At 68.5% G+C, this 16,210-nt stretch carries 15 protein-coding genes; 1 reads left to right on the top strand and 14 read right to left on the bottom strand.

What is annotated here, in order from left to right; translation table 11 throughout:
• Nucleotides 1-73 precede the first annotated feature (73 nt).
• The 5 genes from ACPXCG_RS14135 to ACPXCG_RS14115 form a co-directional block, all read right to left on the bottom strand.
• Nucleotides 74-1,801: a uroporphyrinogen-III synthase gene (locus ACPXCG_RS14135; RefSeq protein WP_425792583.1), complete on the bottom strand. Its 1,728-nt coding sequence runs from the start codon at nt 1,799-1,801 to the stop codon at nt 74-76.
• Between the two features lie 113 nt (nt 1,802-1,914).
• Entirely contained in the window at nt 1,915-2,871 is a 957-nt protein-coding gene (gene hemC / locus ACPXCG_RS14130; RefSeq protein ID WP_425792582.1) for a hydroxymethylbilane synthase, read from the bottom strand.
• The gene (locus tag ACPXCG_RS14125) at nt 2,868-4,226 is read right to left on the bottom strand and encodes a glutamyl-tRNA reductase (protein ID WP_425792581.1); all 1,359 of its coding nucleotides are present in this window, start codon (nt 4,224-4,226) and stop codon (nt 2,868-2,870) included. Before ACPXCG_RS14125 ends, hemC begins: the two co-directional genes overlap by 4 nt.
• Entirely contained in the window at nt 4,223-5,014 is a 792-nt protein-coding gene (locus tag ACPXCG_RS14120; RefSeq protein ID WP_425792580.1) for a redox-sensing transcriptional repressor Rex, read from the bottom strand. The genes ACPXCG_RS14125 and ACPXCG_RS14120 overlap by 4 nt, the downstream gene beginning before the upstream one ends.
• Before the next feature lie 185 nt (nt 5,015-5,199).
• Complete coding sequence (locus tag ACPXCG_RS14115) at nt 5,200-5,457, bottom strand: glutaredoxin family protein (protein WP_425792837.1); 258 nt, start codon at nt 5,455-5,457, stop codon at nt 5,200-5,202.
• Between the two features lie 396 nt (nt 5,458-5,853).
• Here ACPXCG_RS14115 and ACPXCG_RS14110 point away from each other — a divergent pair, with 396 nt between their 5' ends.
• Nucleotides 5,854-6,921, top strand: a complete 1,068-nt coding sequence (locus tag ACPXCG_RS14110) for an HAD family hydrolase (protein ID WP_425792836.1) — start codon at nt 5,854-5,856, stop codon at nt 6,919-6,921.
• A gap of 150 nt (nt 6,922-7,071) precedes the next feature.
• Here ACPXCG_RS14110 and ACPXCG_RS14105 read toward each other — a convergent pair whose 3' ends face one another.
• From ACPXCG_RS14105 to ACPXCG_RS14065, 9 genes are all read right to left on the bottom strand, one after another.
• Complete coding sequence (locus ACPXCG_RS14105; protein ID WP_425792579.1) at nt 7,072-8,235, bottom strand: zinc-binding dehydrogenase; 1,164 nt, start codon at nt 8,233-8,235, stop codon at nt 7,072-7,074.
• Nucleotides 8,236-8,289: 54 nt separating this feature from the next.
• The gene (locus ACPXCG_RS14100; protein WP_425792835.1) at nt 8,290-9,483 is read right to left on the bottom strand and encodes a lysophospholipid acyltransferase family protein; all 1,194 of its coding nucleotides are present in this window, start codon (nt 9,481-9,483) and stop codon (nt 8,290-8,292) included.
• Nucleotides 9,484-9,660: 177 nt separating this feature from the next.
• Complete coding sequence (locus ACPXCG_RS14095; protein WP_425792578.1) at nt 9,661-10,716, bottom strand: NAD-dependent epimerase/dehydratase family protein; 1,056 nt, start codon at nt 10,714-10,716, stop codon at nt 9,661-9,663.
• Between the two features lie 126 nt (nt 10,717-10,842).
• Nucleotides 10,843-10,944, bottom strand: coding sequence for a 30S ribosomal protein bS22 (locus tag ACPXCG_RS14090; RefSeq protein ID WP_003402602.1), 102 nt, complete (start codon nt 10,942-10,944; stop codon nt 10,843-10,845).
• A gap of 243 nt (nt 10,945-11,187) precedes the next feature.
• Entirely contained in the window at nt 11,188-11,421 is a 234-nt protein-coding gene (locus ACPXCG_RS14085; protein WP_161061838.1) for a helix-turn-helix domain-containing protein, read from the bottom strand.
• 189 nt (nt 11,422-11,610) lie between these two features.
• Complete coding sequence (proC, locus tag ACPXCG_RS14080) at nt 11,611-12,480, bottom strand: pyrroline-5-carboxylate reductase (RefSeq protein ID WP_425792577.1); 870 nt, start codon at nt 12,478-12,480, stop codon at nt 11,611-11,613.
• A gap of 113 nt (nt 12,481-12,593) precedes the next feature.
• Nucleotides 12,594-13,493, bottom strand: coding sequence for a thioesterase family protein (locus tag ACPXCG_RS14075; protein ID WP_425792576.1), 900 nt, complete (start codon nt 13,491-13,493; stop codon nt 12,594-12,596).
• A gap of 44 nt (nt 13,494-13,537) precedes the next feature.
• Complete coding sequence (locus ACPXCG_RS14070) at nt 13,538-14,461, bottom strand: sugar phosphate isomerase/epimerase family protein (protein ID WP_425792575.1); 924 nt, start codon at nt 14,459-14,461, stop codon at nt 13,538-13,540.
• An 8-nt stretch (nt 14,462-14,469) separates the two neighbouring features.
• Nucleotides 14,470-16,116 carry a hypothetical protein gene (locus tag ACPXCG_RS14065; RefSeq protein ID WP_425792574.1) on the bottom strand — a complete coding sequence of 549 codons (1,647 nt, stop codon included), beginning with the start codon at nt 16,114-16,116 and terminating at the stop codon, nt 14,470-14,472.
• Nucleotides 16,117-16,210: the final 94 nt, after the last annotated feature.

The following is a 16,210-nucleotide window of genomic DNA, read 5'->3' as shown; positions in this document are numbered from 1 at the left end:
TTTGCTTGCGAGCCCTTCGAGACGCTTCGCTCCTCAGGGAACGGGTGACGCCTCGCTCCTCAGGGAACGAGGATCAGGACCGCGACCGCCGCGACTTCTTGCGCGGAGGCGGCAGCGCACCCTCGGCCCGCAGCCGTGCGGCATGCTCGGCCAGCGCGTCCACCAGTTCGGACACCGAGGCGCTCTCCGGCTGCACGTCCACGCGCAGACCGAATTCCGTTGCGGTCTCGGCAGTCTTGGGACCGATGCACGCAACGATGGTGCGCGCGTGCGGCTTTCCGGCGATACCGACGAGATTGCGGACGGTGGAACTCGAGGTGAAGCACACGGCGTCGAAGCCACCGGTCTTGATCATCTCGCGCGTCTCGGCGGGCGGCGGAGCGGCCCGGACGGTGCGGTACGCGGTGACGTCGTCGATCTCCCAACCACGCTCACGCAGCCCCTCCGAGAGAGTCTCGGTGGCGATGTCCGCACGGGGCAACAGGATTCGGTTGACCGGATCGAAGACGTCGTCGTACGGCGGGAAGTCGTCGAGCAGTCCCAACGAGCTCTGCTCGCCGGAGGGAATGAGCTCGGGCTGGATGCCGAAGGTACGCACCTTCTCCGCGGTGGCCTCGCCGACGCAAGCGATCTTGACGCCGGAGAAGGCCCGGGCGTCGAGGCCGAACTCGGCGAACTTCTCCCAGACGGCACGCACCGCGTTGGTGGAGGTGAACACCACCCACTGGTAGCGGCCGTCCACCAATCCCTTGACGGCCCTTTCCATCTGGGCCGGGCTCCGCGGCGGCTCGACGGCGATCGTCGGCACTTCCTTGGGGATGGCACCGTGCGACTGCAGTCGATCACTCATGTCGCCGGCCTGATCCTTCGTGCGCGGCACCAGCACGGTCCAGCCGTACAGCGCCCGCGATTCCCACCACGAGAGCTTGCCGCGGTGACCGACGACCTTGCCGATGGTCAGGATCAGCGGGCCGACGAGCGCGTTGCCCTGTTCGTTGAGCGAGGCCAGCGTCGACTCGATGGTCCGCTGAGCACAGGTGGTGCCGTTGACGGTGATGGCGACCGGCGTCTGCGGGGCCATACCGTGTTCGGTCAGCGCACTCGCGGTCTCCGCGAGGTGTCCGGCGGTGGCGTGCAGCACCAGCGGGCCGGGGGCTGCAGCCAACGCAGCCCAGTCGACACCTTCCGACCGGACGTCGGCCTCGGTGTGACTGGATCCGAGCGGCATGCCGGCGTAACTCGGCACCACGGACGCGGCGGGGAGTCCGGGCAGAACCTCGAACTGCACCGACGACCGCGCGACGGCATTCACCTCGGCGAGCACCGAGTCGGTGGTCAGGGGATCACCCGAGACCACGCGCACCACGTCGTCGCCGGCCTTGGCGGCCGCGACGAGGGTCTTGGCGACCTCGGCGGGATCGCCGAGTGCCGGATGCACCACCGATGTCTCGTCGGAGTCGCCCTCGACGTCGGAGTCGGCGACCTTCGTGGATTCGGCGTCGGCCGGTTCGGACTTGCCTGCGTCATCCTTGGCGGCGACTTTGGCGACGGTGTCCTTGGCGGCGGCGTCCTTCGTGACGTCCTTGCCCGTGTTCTTGCCCGACCGCGCCGACGACTCGGATTCGACGCGAGTGGCCGCGCCGATCATGTCGACCACACCGGCCGGGACGTCGGGATCGATGTAGGCCGTGGTGGCCTTCTCGATGACGTTTCGGGCGCGCACGGTCAGCAGGTCGGGGTCACCTGGTCCCGACCCGACGAACAGGATCCGTCCCGGATTGACCTTTTTCGTACGGCTCATGAGTTCGCACTCTCCTGCCCCTGTCGGAGCTGCAGTTCTCTCTGCTACCGGAGTCGCGAGGGTGAGTGGGCTCGATTGTCGCGACCCGCTCACCGAGGGCGCCGAGGGCGCCGCTAGGCTTGCGAACCGCGGCCGACGAGCACTCCCGCTCCCAGCTCCAGCAGTTCGGCGGCGAGATCCTTGCCGAGTTGCTCTGCACGATCGATCGGCCCCACCACCGAGGCACGGATCACGTCCGATCCGTCCTCGGCCGCCACTACCGCGCGAAGCGACAGTTCGGCGAAGATGCGCCCGTCGTCGTCGATCGACTCGACCACCTCGGCGATCGCTCCGACCGGGGCGGTGCACCCGGCCTCGAGGGCCGCGAGCACCGATCGCTCAGCGTCGATCGCCGTATGTGTGGACGGGTCGTCCAACTCGGCGAGTATTCTCACCAGTTCGGCATCGTCGGAGCGGCACTCCACGGCCAAGGCCCCCTGTGCCGGCGCCGGTAGCATGACCACCGGCTCCAACGCCTCGCTGACCTCATCAGCCCTGCCGATGCGTACCAGACCGGCTCTGGCGACCACGACCGCGTCGAGTTCACCGCTGGCGACTTTGCCCAACCGAGAGTCAAGGTTGCCTCGTAGGGGGCGGATTTCCAAACCGAGACCCAATGCTCTAAGCTGTGCCACCCGACGGGGCGCCGAGGTCCCCACCGTGGACCCGGGAGGCAGCTCCCCGAGCACCATTCCACCCCTGCTGACCAGCGCGTCTCTGGGATCCACGCGGGGTGGGACGGCGGCGATGGTCAGACCGGATTCAGGTGCCGTCGGCAGATCCTTGTACGAGTGGATCGCGACGTCGATCTCGTCGTTGTGGAGCGCGACGCGGATCGCCGTGGTGAACACCCCGACACCGATCTCGGCGACCGGTGCCTGCGAGGCGTCACCGGCGGTGCGGATGATGACCAACTCGGCCGGGTGTCCGGCGGCGATCAGCGCATCGGCGACGGTCTGGGCCTGGGTGGTGGCCAGCAACGAGCCGCGGGTACCGATGCGGATCACGTTGCTGTCGGTCCCCGCGCTCACTGCTCGGTCCGGCCGGCGTCGCCCATCTCCGACGCCGAGACCGACTCTGCCGCGCCCGGCCTGAGCTCGAAGAGTTCACGCAACGCTTCGGCGTAGTGGTCGCCGTTCGGGGTGGAGGCGAGTTGCTTCACCCGCACGGTCGGGGCGTGGAGCAGCTTGTCGACGACGCGTCGCACCGTCTTGGCGACCTCATCGCGCTGCGGGTCGTCGAGGCCGGGCAGTCGGGTCTCGAGGCGCAGGATCTCCGCCTCGACGACGTCGGCAGCGCGCTGACGCAGCGCGGCGACGGTCGGGGTCACCTCGGCCTGACGCTGGTGGGTGAGGTAGTCGGCCAGTTCGGCGGCCACGATGGACCGTGCGGCGCTGGTGTCGTTCTCCGCGGCCTGGGTCTCGGAATCTCCGCGCAGCCCCTCGATGTCGACGACGTGGACGCCGGGCAGCCGTCCGGCGGCCGGGTCGACGTTGCGTGGCAGCCCGAGGTCGCAGATGACCAGCGGGCGCGCATCGGTCCGGGCGGCGAGCGCCGAGTGCACCTCACCGACGCTGACCACGGTTCCGACCGATCCGGTGCAGGTGACCACGACGTCGGCAACGGCCATCGCGGCCGGCAGCTCGTCCAGCCCGGCACCGCGGACCGCGATGCCGTGATTGGCGGCGATGTTGCCTGCGAGGTGTTCGGCGTTGGCGACGGTGCGGTTGACCACCACGAGGTCGCGGACGCCCTCGCGGGCGAGCTGTGCGGTCGCGAGGCCGCCCATCGCCCCGGCACCGACCACAACTGCCGAGTGCAGCCCTGAGGTGGCTCCGGTGCCCGCTGAGCTCGACAGGACGGCCTGCGCCCGATGCAGGGCCACCGAGACGACAGAGGCGCCCGCGCGGTCGATCCCCGTCTCGGTGTGGACGCGCTTGCCGACGCGCAGCGCCTGCTGCGCAAGTTCGTGCATGACCCTGCCGGTGGACTGATTCGCATCCGCGTCCAGATAGGCGTTGCGGATCTGGCCCAGGATCTGCTGCTCGCCGACGACCAGCGAGTCGAGTCCGGCGGCAACGGTGAAGAGATGTTCCACGGCCGCTTCCGAGTAGCGGACGTAGGCGTGGCGCGTCATCTCGGTGACGGTCATCCCCGAGTGGTCGCCGAGGACCGCGCCGACCGCCTCGAGCGCGGGGTGGAACGCGTCGACCACCGCGTAGATCTCCACGCGGTTGCACGTCGAGACGAGCATGGCCTCGGAGATCGCCCGCGACGACAACAGTTCGTCGACGAGCTTGGGTCGATCGTGGTCGGAGACCGCCAACCGCTCGAGCACCTCCACGGGTGCACTGCGATGCGAGACCCCGAACAACAAAACACTCACGCCGTCACCGTTTCCTCACCCGTGGGTGAGCCCATTCGATCCATGCGGGTCCCACCCATTGCGGGTTTCCTGTTCGACGCACGCACACCCGCCGTCCGACCGGCCGAAGCCGATCCGGGACGCGTTCGCGTCGCGTTGAACGCCAACACCTGTAGCTCCAAGGCTAGATCAACCTGTCGCACGACAACATCGGAGTCCGTCCTCAGTGCCATCTGAGTGACGTTGAGGAGTTGCCGGACACCGGCCCCCGTGAACGCGTCGCATGCGGCCTGAGCGGCGGCGTCGTCGGTCGCAATGACCCCGATCTCGATCGTCTCGGTGTCCTGACCTGCACAGACATCGGCGATCGTGGTCAGCGGCGCAATCACCGGGCCACCCGGCTCGATGACGCTGCCGATCAGGGTGGGGTCTGCGTCGAACATCGCCGCGACGCGGAATCCGCGACCGTATCCGGCGTGCGCGAGCAGTGCTCGGCCGAGCCGTCCCGCCCCGGCGAGCGCCACCGCGTGCGCGCTGTCGTTGTGCAGGGCGAGGGAGATCCGCGCCGTCAGCCGTCCGACGTCGTAGCCGACCCCGCGCACGCCGTTGGCGCCCACATGGGACAGGTCTTTTCGCAGGATCGCCGAGTTGACGCCTGCGGCGGTGGCCAGTTGGACGCTGGAGGCCACCAGCACGCCCTGTTCGGTGAAGGACCGCAGCACGTGAAGGTAGGTCGCGAGGCGGGTCACGGTCGGTTCCGGGATGTCCGGGCTCACCGCAGATGAGTCGTCCGCCGAGGATGCGGACACCGAATTGTCGGATGCGGGGGCCTCAGAGTTTGTCGCGCTGCCGCTCACGGTCTGGTCATCCTCCTCCGGCCGTCGGCGGAAACCACCCGCCATCCCCCATCCAGATCCCCCTACCGGACCTCAGCGTATACCGCCCGACAACCTCTTCCGCCCCGGCCTACCGAGTCCCGTCAACCCCACTGCCCTCAGCTGTCACGCCTTGCCAGATCGGTACGCAGACGAGGCTCGTCGATCTCCCAGTAGCTGTGTTCCTCGCCGTCGAGCAGCAGCACCGGCAGCCGGTCGCCGAACTCCGCTCGCACCGACGGATCGCCGTCGTCGGCGGCCCGATCCACATCCATCTCGTCGAACCCGGTCCCGAGTTCGGCGCAGATCCTCGCCAGGTCGGTGCGGGCGGTGGCACACGCGGAGCAGTCTGCTCTCGTGAGCAACGTCAACGGCATGGCGCCCTGCATCGATCACCTCCATCACGGCCGTGCGGTCGGCCTTGTTCCGTCAGCCTTCTCCGGTCGGCCTTGTCACAGCGCCAGTGTGACACCCTCACGATCGAGCCCGACTAGTCTGGACCGTGGCTACTGTGGACATCCGGAGACGGAACCGAAGGCGTGGGAGGTTGACCTGTGGGCGAAGCTCCGGACGGCGCCGGGAGCGAAGCGAGCGGGCCACACCAGCACGGCGCCGGGAGCGAAGCGAGCGGGCCACACCAGCACGGCGCCGGGAGCGAAGCGAGCGGGCCACACCAGCACGGCGCCGGGAGCGAAGCGAGCGGGCCACATCACGACGGCGCCGGGAGCGAAGCGAGCGGGCCACCGGTCGGCGATGTCGATGCCATCCCCGCCGTGGACGAGACCGCGCTCGATGGTGAGGACTGGGAGACCCACGCCGACAGCATCGATCCGTCCGGAACCGGCGGCGACGACGGGCTCGACGACTCGGGCGGCGACGACACCGTCGACGACGACGAGGACGCCTCCCGGGTCGCCACCTGGATCTCCGAACGTGCCCGCGCCACCAGCGGCCGCTTCCGGCAGACGGCTCACGAACTCCGTCAGGCCCTTGCCGGTGAGGCGAGCGCCCGGGTCGCCGTCGACACGCTCCGCGCCCGGCCACCGTCGGATGAGGAGACCCCGCGGGATCTCACTGCCGCCGCGTTCTTCGACGTCGACAACACGCTCGTCCAGGGCGCATCCATCATTCACTTCGCCCGTGGCCTGGCCGCGCACAAGTACTTCACCTACGGCGACATCCTCGACTTCGCGTGGACGCAGGCGAAGTTCCAGATCACCGGCAAGGAGAACCCCGACGATGTCGCGGAGGGTCGCGAGAAAGCACTCTCCTTCATCGCCGGTCGCCAGACCTCGGAGCTGATCCAGCTCGGCGAAGAGATTTACGACGAATACATCGCCGACAAGATCTGGCCCGGCACAAGGGCTTTGGCACAGCGCCATCTGGACGCAGGTCAGCAGGTGTGGCTGGTGACGGCCACCCCGGTGGAACTCGCGCAGACGATCGCCGAGCGCCTCGGGCTGACCGGCGCCCTCGGTACCGTCGCCGAGAGCGTCGACGGCGTGTTCACCGGTCGGCTCGTCGGCGACATCCTGCACGGTCCCGGCAAGGCGCACGCCGTACGCGCGCTGGCCATCCGGGAGGGGCTGAACCTCAAGCGCTGCACCGCATATTCGGACTCGCACAACGACGTGCCCATGCTGTCCCTGGTCGGGACGGCGGTGGCGATCAACCCGGATGCCGACCTCCGCGAAGTGGCCAAGGTGCGCGGGTGGGAGATGTACGACTTCCGTACCGCCCGCAAGGCGGCGAAGTACGGCGCGACCACGGCGCTGGTACTCGGCGCGGCCGGGGCGGGTGCGGCAACCGCGACCAGGTTCTGGCGGCAGGCCCGGGGCTGAGGCCAGGGTTGCTGTCGGCGGGATCCGGGTTGCTGTCGGCGCGAAGTCGGTTGCTGTCGGCGGGATTCGGGTTGCTGTCGGCGCGAAGTCGGTTGCTGTCGGCGGGATCCGGGTTGCTGTCGGCGGGATTCGGGTTGCTGTCGGCGGGGGTTACAGCGTCACGACATCGGACATCGGATCGATCAGCACCTTTGCGTGGCGTTCTGCCCCGGCGAGTGCGTCGAAGGCCGCCTGCACTCCGCCGAGTCCGACGGTTGCGGTGATCAACGGACTCGGGTCCACCTTGCCGTCCGCGATCATGTGCAGGGTGTCGCGGAATTCGCCTGGGTCGTAACCAAAGACGAAGCGCAGATCGATCTCCTTGTTGATCGTCATGGCCGGCCGGAAGGTGTCGGGCTGCATACACACGCCGACCACGACGACCCGTGACCGGAACGGCGCATGCGACACGATGTCCTCGATGATGCCGGGTACGCCGACACACTCGAACACCACCGGCCCCTGCGGTGTCGCACCGACGCGTTCGGCGAGCCGCATCACCTTCCACCACGGCACCCCGGGGATTCGTTGCAGTTCGTGCATCGCGCCGAACGCGGTGTCGAACAGGTCGCTCGCGCGGGTCAGGTATTTGCGCTTCTCGGTGCACGCGTCCCACGGCGACTCCGTCGTCGGGTCGACCACCACGTCTGCCCCGCAGCGCCGGGCGAGCGCCCGCCGGCCGGCCGAGAGGTCACTGGCCACCACCCACCGGACGCCTGCCGCCTTCAGCATCAGGATCACTGCGAGACCGATCGGTCCGCAGCCGACCACCACCGCGACGTCGCGCTTGCCGACGTCACCGCGCCGGACCGCGTGGTGGGCGACCGCCATCGGCTCGGTGAGGGCCGCGAGATCCGCCGTCACGTCGTCGGGTACCGGCATCGTCAGGTCCTCGGACACCAGCAGCAGGTCGGCGTAGGCGCCCGGCGCGTGGACGGACAGACCGGTGAGATGGGCGTCGTCGCCGTGCTTGATCATCGGCATCGCCACCACCGACGTCCCCGGCGCCCAACGCTTTCGACAATTGGGCCCGTACGCGACCACGTCACCGGTGAACTCATGTCCCATGACCACCGATTCCGTCGACCGCATGAATCCGCCGTAGCCGACCTCGTCGGCGACGTCGGCGCTGGCGTCGCACTGCGTCCGCGCATGGAGGTCGGACCCACAGATACCCGCGCGGATGACGCGGATGAGCACCTGCCCCGGTCCGGGTGTCGGTATCGGGAGCTCCACCACCGACAGCTCACCGTCGTGGCATGCCACTGCTTTCATCTTCGGTCCCCACCCTTCGTCGCCTCGCTGTCTTCCGGCGACGGCCGGGGTCGATCAGCCGAAGTAGACGCTACCGCGACGACTGAGCATACGGAACAAGGTCTGCTGGATTTCCTCACGGACATGATCGGTCAGGTCGAAGACCACCATCGGATCGTCGGCAGAACTCTCACCGTAGGAGCCGGTGTCGATCGGGCGGCCGAAGTGGATGTGCCACTTCGACGGCAGCGGGACCACCCCCAGCGGACCGAGCCACGGGAAGGTGGGGGTCACCGGAAAATACGGTAGGCCAAGCACCTTCGCGATCGGCTTGAGGTCGGCGAGCATGGGATAGATCTCTTCGGAGCCCACGATCGATACCGGGACGATGGGGGCCGCGTTGCGCAGGGCGGTGGTCACGAAGCCGCCGCGCCCGAACCGCTGCAGCTTGTAGCGGTCCTTGTACAACTTCCCGACGCCCTTGTAACCCTCGGGCCACACCGCGGTCAGCTCGCCGGCCCGCAGCAGCCGGTCGGCGTCGTGATTGCAGGCGAGGGTCGCGCCGATCCGCCGGGCGACCTCGCTGATACCGGGGGTGTCGAATGCCATGTCCGCAGCCAGAACTCGCAGATATCGTCCGGTCGGATGATTGTCCCGCACGGCCAGGGACGTCATGATCGCGTCGATCGGGAGCGTACCGGCGTGGTTTGCCACCAGGAGCGCCCCGCCCTCGGCCGGCAGGTTCTCGATGCCGGTGACCTCGACGCGGAACCACTTCTCGTAGACCTGCCGAATCGCCGGGAACCACACCGACTCGGTGAAGTGCGGATCGAAGCCGAACTCGTCCACCTCGTATTCACCGGTCATCCGTTCCCGGATGAACCCGGCGGTCGCGGTCAGCGAGTCGGCGACCGCACCCCGGATACCGGACAGCGAGAAGAGCGGGCTCGACCGCGACGGACCCAGGTGCTCGAGGAGCGATTCGGCGGGCAGGCGCACGTCCTCGCTGATCGGCGTCACGCGCGCGGGCGGCAGACCGAAGCCATCCGTGTTGGGGTGTCCGGGTTGTGCGACTTGTCCGGAATTTCGTTGCGTCGTCGAGGTTTTCGCGGCAGGTCGGGCGCCGGCGGGCTGCTGACTCGGGTGGCGCGCACGGCCTTGTTCACGCGCGGCACGACGGCTCGAATGTGGCGGTTCGACACCATCGCCCGGCGTCGCGTAGAGCTGGATCACCTTTGCAGTACGTGCGTCATTGGCGCCACCTGCCAAGAGTCTCACCCCTACGTTCCACGTTGCGTTCGAACCCCGACAGCCACGAATACGTCGCAGCGATTATGCTACGCGCTGATCGGACTGGGTCTGGTGTCCAAGTCTAAGGCCTAGGTCTCGTTCGTGCACAGGTGTGTGCGAAGTCACGCGGTGAGTGTCGGGCACGGCTCCGATTCTCTATTGGAGCTGATGCGCGGCGTCGACCACCCGCCGCTCAAGCGTCCGCCACGAGTCGGGTTCGACGACGGCCGACGACCCGCCGCGCTCGATGAAGTCGTCGACGGTCTCCAAGGTCGAAAACCGCGGCGCGAAACCGAGTTCCGTGCGCATCCTGGTGGTGTCGAGGACTCGGCCGTACGTCAGGTACTCGGTCTGGCTGGAGCGCAACTTGGCCGACCTGAGATCCTGGAACACGCCCGTGACCGGCGCGAGCAGACTGCTAGGCACCGGCAGTTCGATGTGGCCGATACGCCGGATCGCCTGCGTCAAGGTCACCACACCCTCACCGGAGACGTTGAAAGTACCGGGCTTGCCGGTGAGCGTCACGTGCTCCATCGCCGCCAGCGCGTCCTCCTCGTGGAGGAACTGCAGCCGCGGCTGATAACCGATCACGGTCGGCACGATCGGCAACGACAGGTACGAGCCCATGCGCGTGTTGATCCGTGGCCCCAGCATCGCCTGCGGCCGGACGATGGTGACCTCGATGTCCTGTCGCCGACGCCCCAGCCCGCGGACGTAGCCCTCGATGTCGAGCAGATCCCGGCCGTACCCGCGCTTGGGCTCGCGGCGCGCAGGTGTCTCCTCGGAGAAGTGCGACGGATCGTGTGCACTGGCCCCATAGACCATCGCGGTGGAGCGCAGGATCAGTCGTTTCACCGAGGGACTGCGCTGGCAGGCCGCGCACACCTGCATCGCGCCGACGACGTTGAATTCCTTGATCGCGGCCGAGTGCGGCGCGGTCTCCATGATCGAGGTCGCCGCGTGCACCACGGTGTCGACTTCGTAGCTCGCGATCGCCTTGGCGATCGCCGGCCGCCGGATGTCGAGACGCAGGAACTCGGCGCGACCCATACGCCGCATCAGGTCCTTACGCGGGATTCGCGAGTCGACCGCGAGCACCCGCTCGATGTCGGGGTTGGCCGCCAACCGCGCGACGAGGTATCCGCCGAGGAAGGTGGACGCCCCGGTGACCAGCACCGTGCGCGGCGTCGCGGTGGCCCGCTCGTCTGACATGCCCCAAGGCTAGCGGGCCGTCACGCGCTCCGCTGCGCGCAGCCGATCAGCCCAGAGGTGCGGAAACACGAAGAACCCGCCATGAGCGGGTTCTTCTCGGCAGGTAGCCGGTCCTTGCTCCGACGACTATTTGCCGAGCTTACGACGCTGCACCCGGGTCCGCCGCAGCAATTTGCGGTGCTTCTTCTTCGACATGCGCTTGCGGCGCTTCTTGATCACAGAACCCATCGGGGTGCTTCCTCACGGTTGACGCTTCTATTTCTGACAGTCTGGTGTGCCCAGCCATGCGTGGCGCAGCGCGTAGGCATCAGCACGCGAAGTCCCACATTACCGGCCCGTGGTGGTCAAGCGAAAATCAGGTCGCCAGATGCCACAACTCCCCCGGCCGAGTCGCGCCGATGGGGCGCACTCCGCCGAGGGAGTGGAGATGTCGTTCGGGCCGGATGACGTCCGGCGCCGAGGGGTCGGCGACTAGCCGACGTCGAAGTACGAGGTCTCCAGGTAGTCGTGCACGGCCTTGGCGTGCACCCGGAACGACCGACCGACGCGCACGGCGGGCAATTCTCCGCTGTGCACGAGCCGGTACACCGTCATCTTCGATACTCGCATCAGCGATGCGACCTCGGCCACCGTGAGAAACTGCGAGCCCGAGGCCGCATTGCTCACCGCGCCAGTCCTGTCACCAGGCTTTTCTGCAGGTGCCATGAAATACTCATACCTCCGGTGCACGCGTCGCGGCCGCCGGCTTCCCCTCCGGCGGACATCAGACACGCACGTGCTTAAAGGAGCTTAGCGTGGCTGATGTGAAAAAAGCGACGTGAGTTGTGTGAAAGTTGCGGCAAATTTTGCGTCAACCCCTACATCCTGGGGTTTCGCAGGCCGGCAACCACAAATTCAGGGGGTGTCGGAGTCCGTCCGACGCCCATTCACACTCGACAAACCCTCAACGTCGGGTCGATGTCCGGCCTTGGCGCTCGCCTGTGCGCACGCGCGCGTCGCCTCGTACACGCCGTGTCGAAAGCCGTTGGCCTCGAACTCGCGGATCGCCGCCGCCGTCGTACCGCCGGGCGACGTCACCGCAGCGCGCAGATCGACCGGTGACAGTCCCGATTCGCTGAGGAGCAGACCCGCACCCCTGATGGTCTGCACCGCCATCTCGGTGGCCTGGGGCCGACTCAGGCCGAGAGCCACACCGGCGTCGATCATCGCCTCGGCCATCAGGAAGACGTAGGCAGGCCCGGAGCCGGAGACCGCGGTCACCGCATCCATCTGCTTCTCGGGCACCACCGTGACCTTGCCGACCGATTCGAGGAGCCCCACGACCGCGGCGAGCTGCCCGTCGCCGACATAACGTCCCGCCGACACCGCCGACATCGCCTCGTTGATCAGCATCGGCGTGTTGGGCATCACGCGGATCACCGGGGTCCCGGCCTGCAGGGCATTCTCGTACCGGGAGATCGGGACACCGGCCACCAGGGTCACCGTGACACGCTCGGAATCCGCGCTGTCGTCGGCACTGGCCAGCTGCCGGAGCACCGAGTCGACATCGTCCGGCTTGATCGCCAGGAACACGTAGTGCGCACCCTCGGCGGCCGAGGCCACGTCGGTGACGAGGACGCCGTACTCGTCCGCGATCTCCTTGGCCCGACTCGACATCCTCTCGGCGACGACGAGGTTCTTGGTCTGCTTGCCGGACTGGATCAAGCCGGCCAGTAGTGCCTCCCCGATCTTTCCGCCGCCCACGATGGCGATGCGTTCGGTCACGAGTGATGCCTTCCTGAAGTCTGATGTGCGAGCGGGCCGCGGCGGACACCGCGACCCGAGTGCTGCCCCGTGGCCCGAGCCCGGGGTCCGAGCCCAGTGGTCCGGGCTCGATGCTAGGAGCGCTGCGGGATGAGAGCGAGCTGTCGCGACTGCGCGACGACCGTCCCGGTCGAGTCCACCACGAGATGATCCTCCTCGAACATCCCGGGTCCCACCTCGGTACTGGTCGCGGCGAATCGCAGCCACCCCGGTGCCGGATGCCTGCGGATGTACGTGGTCAATTGGACGGTTGGAGCCCAGCCGAACAGCGCGAGGTTCATCACCACCGGTGGCGAGATGTCGCAGACGAGCACGGCGAAGTTCGTGTCCGGCTCCCCACCCTTCGGGCGGACCCACCCACGCACCACGGGTTCACCGGTCTCGCCGCGGGCGATCGGAAAGGTCTCGGCGTCGAGCACGAAATCCAGCGCGGGCCCGAGGTGGTTCACCTCGGCGATCGGCGAATCGTCGAGAGCGATACCGCCGGGCGGTGGTTCGACGGGCATTCCGTCGAGCACCGTCGGGGCCGTGTGGTGGGGCGCACCGGTATCGGGCCGCGCACAGGTGATCGACGACGACACCATCGTCCGACCGCCCTGCACGGCGTCGACGGTCATCACGGTCACCGTGCGACCTCGCTTGCGCACCAGCACCTCGAGGTCGATCGCCGCGGCGTCCGGGGCCGCGAGATAGTCGCTGCTGATGGCGACCGGGATCTTCGCGGTTTCCGTGTCGTCGTCCGACGCCCCCGGCAGGGAGCCCGACGCCCCCGGCAGGGAGTCCGACGCCCCCGGCGGGGAGAGTTCGGTCAGCGCCTGCCGGGCGGCATGCGCCACGACCATCTGCAGACTCCCGCCGTGCACCTTCGGTCCGATGGTGAACACGGGGTCCATCACCGCGCGGTAGGTGATCCGGTCGTCGCCCGACCTGCCCACCTCGGTGAGGGCCAACACATCGGTCAGCTTCTGGGTCATCGATCCGCTCTCTGGGTCATGTCGGGCGGACTCGACCGGCGCGTTCACACGTGGTCGGTCCGGACCCGTTCGGGGCCGTCCGAGGGCAGCGTCCGTCGGAGATGCTGCCGCGCAAAATCTAGCGAATGTGCCAACAGTGCACTGCGTTCGGGTTTGTTGCGGGCGGAGCTCGTGGTGATCTCGAGCACAACGGCGCCGTCGAAGTCGCTCGCCGCGAGAAGGCGGCAGACCTCGGCACACGGCTGATTGCCGTCGCCGGGGAGCAGGTGTTCGTCGGTGGCCGCGCCGTCGCCGTCGGCGAGGTGCAGGTGATTGAGCTGTGATCCCATCCGGTCGAACATGGCCAGGGCGTCCACGCCCGCAGTCGCGGTGTGGGAGAGGTCCAGGGTGTAGTTGGCGTAGCCGTCGTCGGTCGGGTCGATCGACTTGCCGAACGCGGAAGCCGCGAGCCCGGGGCCACCACCGCGGCCGGCGAGACGTCGCGCCGAGCGTTCACCCGCTCCGAACAGGCGGTCGGCGCGCATCGGGAACATGTTCTCCACCGCGATCGCGATACCGCTGTCCTCCTCGAGTTCCGCGACGAGATCGTCGAAGGCATCGACATAGGCACGCTGCCAGCGAAAGGGCGGATGCACCACCACGGTCTGGGCGCCGAGGTCCTCGGCGGCCTGCACCGACCGCGCCAACTTGACCAGTGGGTCACGACCCCAGACGCGCTGGGAGATCAGCAGACACGGTGCGTGGATCGACAGGACGGGCACCTGGTAGCGCTCGGACAGGTACTCGACGTGCCGGATGTCCTGACTCACCGCCTCGCCCCAGACCATCAGCTCCACGCCGTCGAATCCGAGTTCTGCGGCGTAGGCGAAGGCCGCCTCGGTGTTCTGCGGATAGACCGAGGCCGTCGACAACCCGATGGGGATGTCGCGGGTCTCGGGACGTGTCGGCGATGGCACGGGCTCGGTCACGGTGGTGCTCAGGTGGCCAACAGCACCAGTGGGCCGATCGTGACGATCAGTCCCACACCGAGCGCGAGAAGAGTGGTCGTGAGATCTTTCGTCCGCCGCACGAGATGCGCGAAGGTGACGATCCCGAAGATCACCAGTACGGCCAGCACCAGCGCGAAGTAGACGTTCCACTTCCACAGCTCGGTGAAGCCCCAGAACAATCCGACGCCGATCGCGAGACCGGCGATCGACTGTCCGATCACCAACAGCCACGCCACCGTCGGCGAGTGCTCGCTCCGGCCGGTGCCGCGCTCGGCGTCGGTGTGGTGGTCGTCGGTGTGGTCGGCGTCGGTGTGGCCGTCGGTGACCGCAGGTGTGGTCGCCGGCGCGACATCGCGATCGCTGGTCGTCGCCACCGGGTCGAGAGCCTCGGCACGAGCGGTCTCGATCGCCGCGGCGCGGCGACGGCCCGCACGGGTGCTGAGATCGTCGGGGCCGGGGCCGTCGGTCTCGTCGAGGTCGCTGCCGGTGGGCGCGCTGCCGGTCGGCGCGCTGTCGGTGGGTTCGTTGTGGGTGGGTGCGGCGTCGGTGTGAGCCGTGTCGAAATCCGGGCCGCTGGTGAGGTCACCGAGGTATTCGGTCCGGGCCTCGGCGGGGTCCGACGGCTCGGCGACGGCCGGTGCGGCGAACGCGGCGGTACGCCCCACCGACAGACCGTCGACGTCGGGCTCGGGGTCGGTGCCCGCGACGACCTGGTCTGGTTCGTCGAGGTCGGGTTCGGCGAGGTCTGGTTCGGCGAGATCTGGTTCGGCGGCCGCGACCTGCTCTCGCTCACGCGCCGCCGCGGGACGGGTGGACCGGTCGGACTTCGGTTTGTTCTTGAGCCAGCCGAAGCGTCGCTTCGGGGGCTCGGGCTCCTCACCGATGTCGGCGAACGCACGGTAGGCCTCGAAGTCGTCGACCCCTTCGGGCGCTTCCTCGATCACCTCGGCCGTTCCGGACGGGGACGCCAGGTCGTAGCCGTCGATGTCGTCGGGCTCCACGACCACCAGGTCGTCGTCATCCTCCACCACCGGGATGATCCCGGTCACCGCATTCGCGTTCTCCGAATCGGCGGCCGAAGGACGGCCCCGAGGTGCCGGCGCCGGCCGGTTGGTGCCGGTCTGGGGCGCGAATCGAGCGGCGACCGACGAGGCGCTGAAGTCCCGCGTGGAGGGCGAGGCATATCCGGGCATCCCGCTCGCGGTGGGACCGGACGGCCGGTCGGCCGGCGGCGCCGACGAGTCCGGACCGGGCCTCGGCGACGGGAAGGGCGACGGCGCCCGGTCCGCGACCGGGCGGTCCTCCGCATAGCGACGTGCGACCGGGTTCGCCGACCGCGGGAAGGCGCCTACGTCGTCGCGGCGAGCCTCCGGCGCGGGCGGTTTCGGAGCCGACCGGCGATTGCCACCGGCCTCCGGCTCGGCGGGACCGGCGTCGGCCGGGTCGGCCGACCGGACGCGCGGGATCTCACCGGTCAGTTCCGACACCGACACCGAACCCTCGCGGCCGACGCGACGCCTGCCGCGACCCTCGCGGCCACCGCCGGTGGCGGCACCGCCCTCCTCGCGACTGCGTGCCAGCAACTCCGACACGGAGATCGGCCGTGAGTCCGGTGCATCCGGTTCGTTCGCCATCAGAGTGCGCTCTCCGTCCTCGAGATCAACCCGCCCCCTCGCGGGACATCGTCATGTGTGTGTCCGATGTCCTCCGCGCCTGCGGATCGGGCAC

It is taken from the genome of Gordonia sp. DT218 (genome assembly GCF_049847105.1).
GTDB lineage: Bacteria > Actinomycetota > Actinomycetes > Mycobacteriales > Mycobacteriaceae > Gordonia.
The sequence above is the reverse complement of the archived record's forward strand: the minus strand, read 5'-3'. Positions and strand labels throughout refer to the sequence as shown.

Coding starts and splice junctions, on each gene's coding strand:
- ACPXCG_RS14065 (WP_425792574.1), bottom strand. CDS start 16,116: ATGGCGAACGAACCGGATGCACCGGACTCACGGCCGATCTCCGTGTCG.
- ACPXCG_RS14105 (WP_425792579.1), bottom strand. CDS start 8,235: ATGAAAGCAGTGGCATGCCACGACGGTGAGCTGTCGGTGGTGGAGCTC.
- ACPXCG_RS14090 (WP_003402602.1), bottom strand. CDS start 10,944: ATGGGTTCTGTGATCAAGAAGCGCCGCAAGCGCATGTCGAAGAAGAAG.
- ACPXCG_RS14075 (WP_425792576.1), bottom strand. CDS start 13,493: ATGACCCAGAAGCTGACCGATGTGTTGGCCCTCACCGAGGTGGGCAGG.
- ACPXCG_RS14085 (WP_161061838.1), bottom strand. CDS start 11,421: ATGGCACCTGCAGAAAAGCCTGGTGACAGGACTGGCGCGGTGAGCAAT.
- ACPXCG_RS14135 (WP_425792583.1), bottom strand. CDS start 1,801: ATGAGCCGTACGAAAAAGGTCAATCCGGGACGGATCCTGTTCGTCGGG.
- ACPXCG_RS14115 (WP_425792837.1), bottom strand. CDS start 5,457: ATGCCGTTGACGTTGCTCACGAGAGCAGACTGCTCCGCGTGTGCCACC.
- ACPXCG_RS14095 (WP_425792578.1), bottom strand. CDS start 10,716: ATGTCAGACGAGCGGGCCACCGCGACGCCGCGCACGGTGCTGGTCACC.